The 4,254-nt window shown below is 36.9% G+C and carries 3 protein-coding genes; 2 read left to right on the top strand and 1 reads right to left on the bottom strand.

Going from position 1 to position 4,254, the window contains the following annotated elements:
• Positions 1-367 precede the first annotated feature (367 nt).
• Positions 368-673, bottom strand: coding sequence for an encapsulin nanocompartment ferritin-likeEncB family encapsulin nanocompartment ferritin-like cargo protein cargo protein (gene encB / locus PLK24_RS08995; protein WP_324478354.1), 306 nt, complete (start codon positions 671-673; stop codon positions 368-370).
• A gap of 478 nt (positions 674-1,151) precedes the next feature.
• Between encB and PLK24_RS08990 the strand changes: the two genes are divergently transcribed.
• Positions 1,152-3,173 carry a transporter substrate-binding domain-containing protein gene (locus PLK24_RS08990; RefSeq protein ID WP_324478353.1) on the top strand — a complete coding sequence of 674 codons (2,022 nt, stop codon included), beginning with the start codon at positions 1,152-1,154 and terminating at the stop codon, positions 3,171-3,173.
• Positions 3,174-3,182: 9 nt separating this feature from the next.
• A partial coding sequence (locus tag PLK24_RS08985; RefSeq protein WP_324478351.1) for an ATP-binding protein occupies positions 3,183-4,254 on the top strand: 1,072 nt, incomplete at its 3' end.

Genomic DNA, 4,254 nt, shown 5'->3' with positions numbered 1-4,254 from the left:
ATTATAAAATATTACAAGTATTTACTTTGCTGGTAAGTGATGGGGAAAAAATTGTTTCGTAATAAGTTACAAATTGAATCCTCACCTTCATCATCACCTTCCCCATCAAGAAAGAATAGTTAGAACCAATTATATAGATATCCTCCCCCCTCACCCTTGTGAAAATTTCAAGGCAATTGGAGTCATTTTCACTTATAATTTTCTCAGCTCAACTTCATAATGGCCTTTATCAAATTAAAACCGGCTAATATATAATTACAATATATATTTTCTTTTATTATAACATAGCCTTATTAAATGAAATTATCTGCTTCTTTTTTGAGTTCCGAACTGATATAAATCCTAAAGAATTTCTTCAAAGTTAAAGTTATTTTTTTAATTCTTTCATAATTTCCTCAACTTCTTTATACCCTTTTTGGTAAAACTCTTCTTCTTCAGGATCCAGCTCCCGCAGTAAACGAAGAAATTCACCGACATGTTCTTTTTCTTCGTTGGCAATATCAAGAAGCACCTCCTGACTCAATTTATCACTTGTGCTTTCAGCTGTTTGTTGATAAAGTTGAATGGCTTCAAATTCTGCTGCAATCATAAATCTTATCGCTCGTACCAATTCCTCATGAGTCAGTTTTCGATCATTTTTTAAAAAGGTAAAGGGGCTACTAAATTCCGGCATATTCTTACTCCTTTCTTTATATTTTTTATATTAATTAAAATATTTTATTTATTTCCTTGACTAAATTCCTTTTTATGTATTTTTCCCTCTTCTTAAAAGAAAGAATCTGGTATCATATTAAGGCTACTCTCACCTAAAACTTCAAGCAAATCCAAATAACGGTTTTTAACATCTTTTTTGTCAAGCTTTTCATACCAACATTCAATTCATTCTTTTTGAGAATTTTACCACTATCTGATAAGTTACAAAAATATCCTAAAAATAAGGAGTTCTTCGAATCTAAATCAGACGATAGACTTGCTTCATGTGGTTAAAAACCAATTTTTATCATTACAATTTTTTACACCATGATTTGAATTCTGCTGATATTTTTTGTAATTAAAGCTATATTAAAGATAATATAGTAAAATAAAGTATATTTTTAGATTTTCATTTCTAATCCAAGTAATTGAAGAAGGTTCTAATTATAGCGTGATTTATGGAAAAAATCAGTTTTTTAACCGATTACCTTAAACCAAATATAAATAAGTATCATCAACATAAAAAAATTATCTTTTTGATGTTTATTTTAGTTTTGTCAGTTTTTTTGTGTCCTGATCTTGCCAATACCCAAGAACCTATCTTAATTGGAAGCGAAATCAATTACCCCCCATTTTGTTTTGTTGATTTCGACAGTCAAGCTAATGGTTTCTCTGTCGAACTTATTCGCGCCGCTCTCGCTGCCATGGGACGAAAAGCAGCTTTTCGAGTTGGCCCCTGGGCGGAGGTTAAAGGCTGGCTGGAAAAGGGTGAAGTTCAAGCCTTACCATTAGTAGGTCGCACTCCAGAGCGAGAATCGTCTTTTGACTTTACCTTCCCCTATATATCTCTTCACGGTGCCATTGTTGTTCGAATTGGAACAGGTGATATCCAAAAGCTTGATGATTTAAAAGGACGAAAAGTGGCTGTAATGAAGGGTGATAATGCTGAAGAATTCATGCGTCGTGAAAATATTGGTGCAGAAATCTATACCACCATCACTTTTGAAGAAGCCCTTCGTGGACTTTCCCAAGGCATTTACGATGCGGTAGTTATACAGCGGTTGGTTGCACTGCGCCTAATACAAGAAACCGGATTCAATAACTTGCAGGTCGTTAACCAATCAATTGATGGCTTTCGTCAGGATTTCTGTTTTGCCGTTCAAGAAGGAGATCGTGATACACTGGCCTTGTTAAACGAAGGACTTGCTTTAGTTATCGCTGATGGAACCTATCAACATCTCCATTCCAAATGGTTTGCTGCCATGGAACTCCCAACCAATCGTCGTATCATCATTGGTGGAGATTTTGATTTTCCTCCTTTTGAGTTTATTAATGAAAATGGTCAACCCGATGGGTTTAACGTTGACTTAAGCAAAGCAATTGCTAAAGAAATGGACCTCGATATCGAGATCCACCTTGGTCCCTGGGCTAAAATTCGCGAAGACTTATTTAATGGAAAAATTGATGCAATCCAGGGTATGCTCTATTCTTCAGAAAGAGACTTACTTTTTGACTTTACTCCTCCTCATACAAATATCAGTTATGTAAGCGTGGTAAGAACGGGAGAAGGAAATCCATCATCATCCTTAGATGATTTGAGAGATAAACAGATTGTCGTTCAACAGGGTGACATTATGCACGATTTTCTCCAAAAAAATGGTATGGAAAAACAAGCCCTTTTAGTTGAATCACAAAAGGATGCCCTTCAGATATTAGCCGAGGGAAAGTACGATTGTGCACTGGTTTCACTGAGAACTGCCTATTACTGGATCGAAAAGCAGGGTTGGGATAACCTAACTGTTGGTCAAGAACCATTAGTAACCGCCGAATATTGTTTTGCTGTACATCAAAATCAGAGGGCACTTTTGACTCAATTAAGCGAAGGATTAAATGTTCTTTCTAAAACCGGAGAATATCGTCAAATTTTTGAAAAATGGATGGGCATTTACGACCTAAAAACTTTAAAACTGATCACTATCTTACGATATATTGCCATAGTTATTATTCCCCTTCTTGTTCTGCTCTTTATATTTTTCCTCTGGTCATGGTCGCTTCGCAAACAGGTTGCCAAACGAACCAGGGAATTACGTGAAAGTGAACGACAAAAGGAACTCATTTTAAATTCAACTAATGAGTTAATCACTTATTATGATACCAACTTAAGTATTATTTGGACAAATCGTCTTTCCAACGAATCAATTGGAAAAACTCCTGAAGAAGTCGTTGGAAAGCATTGCTATGAATTGTGGCATCAAAGAAATGAACCTTGTGCCGAATGCCCAGTTCTAACGGCTCTCCATGATAAAGCACCTCGCGAAGCAAATAATCAAACTCCTGATGGTCGCTACTGGCACATGCGCGGTTATCCAATATTTGATAAAAAAGGCCAAATCGTTGCGCTTGCTGAGTTTACTCAGGAGATAACCGAAAGGAAAAAAATGGAAGAAGAACACGAAAAGCTCCAAGCTCAACTCCTGTAAGCCCAAAAGATGGAATCAGTTGGAAGGCTGGCGGGAGGTATAGCTCATGATTTCAACAATATGCTGCAAGCCATTCTCGGCCACGCCGAATTAGCTTTAAATCAGGTAGATCCCTTTCATCTTATACATGCTGACCTCATTGAAATTCACCATGCGGCTGAACGTTCCGCCAATTTAACTCGGCAGTTATTAGCTTTCGCCAGCAAACAAACCATTGCTCCGAAGTTACTCGATCTGAACCAAATCGTTGAGGGCACCTTAAAAATGCTGGGTCGGTTAATTGGTGAAGAAATTGAGCCTGTCTGGATCCCAGGTAAGGATTTATGGTTAGTTTACATTGATCCTTCACAAATCGACCAAATCAGTGCCAACCTCTGTGTTAACGCTCGTGACGCCATTTCGGGAACTGGAAAAATAACCATCGAAACCGGCAACGCTATTTTTGATGACAACTATTGTGAACAACATTATGGTTATATACCTGGTGAATATGTACTTTTATCAGTGAGCGATAATGGGTGTGGAATGGATCAAAAAACTATCGCTCATGTATTCGAGCCTTTTTTCACCACCAAAGGATTTGGGAAAGGCACCGGCTTAGGAATGTCAACCGTTTACGGTATTGTTAAACAAAATAACGGCTTCATCAATGTCTATAGTGAACCAGGAAAAGGAACCACCATCAAGATTTATTTGCCTCGATTTAAAAAGGAATCGGAACCAATTCAAGTAGGAACACCAAAGGTGGGATTAACTAGAGGGAGAGAAACAATTTTGTTAGTAGAGGATGACCAAGCCATCCTTAAAATGACTGAAAAAATGTTAAAACAATTAGGGTATCAAATTTTAACTGCTCAAACTCCCAAAGAAGCTATTAATATAGCTCAAAAATACACTAATAATATACATCTACTTATTACTGACGTTGTTATGCCTGACATGAGTGGCCCCGAGCTTACCGAAAGACTCCTAACAATATTTCCTAATATAAAAGTTCTTTTTATGTCTGGTTATACTGCTAATGTCATCGCTCATCAAGGAGTTCTGGATGAAGGAGTCCATTTCATTCAAAAACCCTTTT

The sequence above is a fragment of the Atribacter sp. genome, assembly GCF_035418125.1.
Lineage (GTDB): Bacteria > Atribacterota > Atribacteria > Atribacterales > Atribacteraceae > Atribacter > Atribacter allofermentans.
Note: the sequence above shows the minus strand (reverse complement) of the source record. Positions and strands in the feature narration are given on the sequence as shown.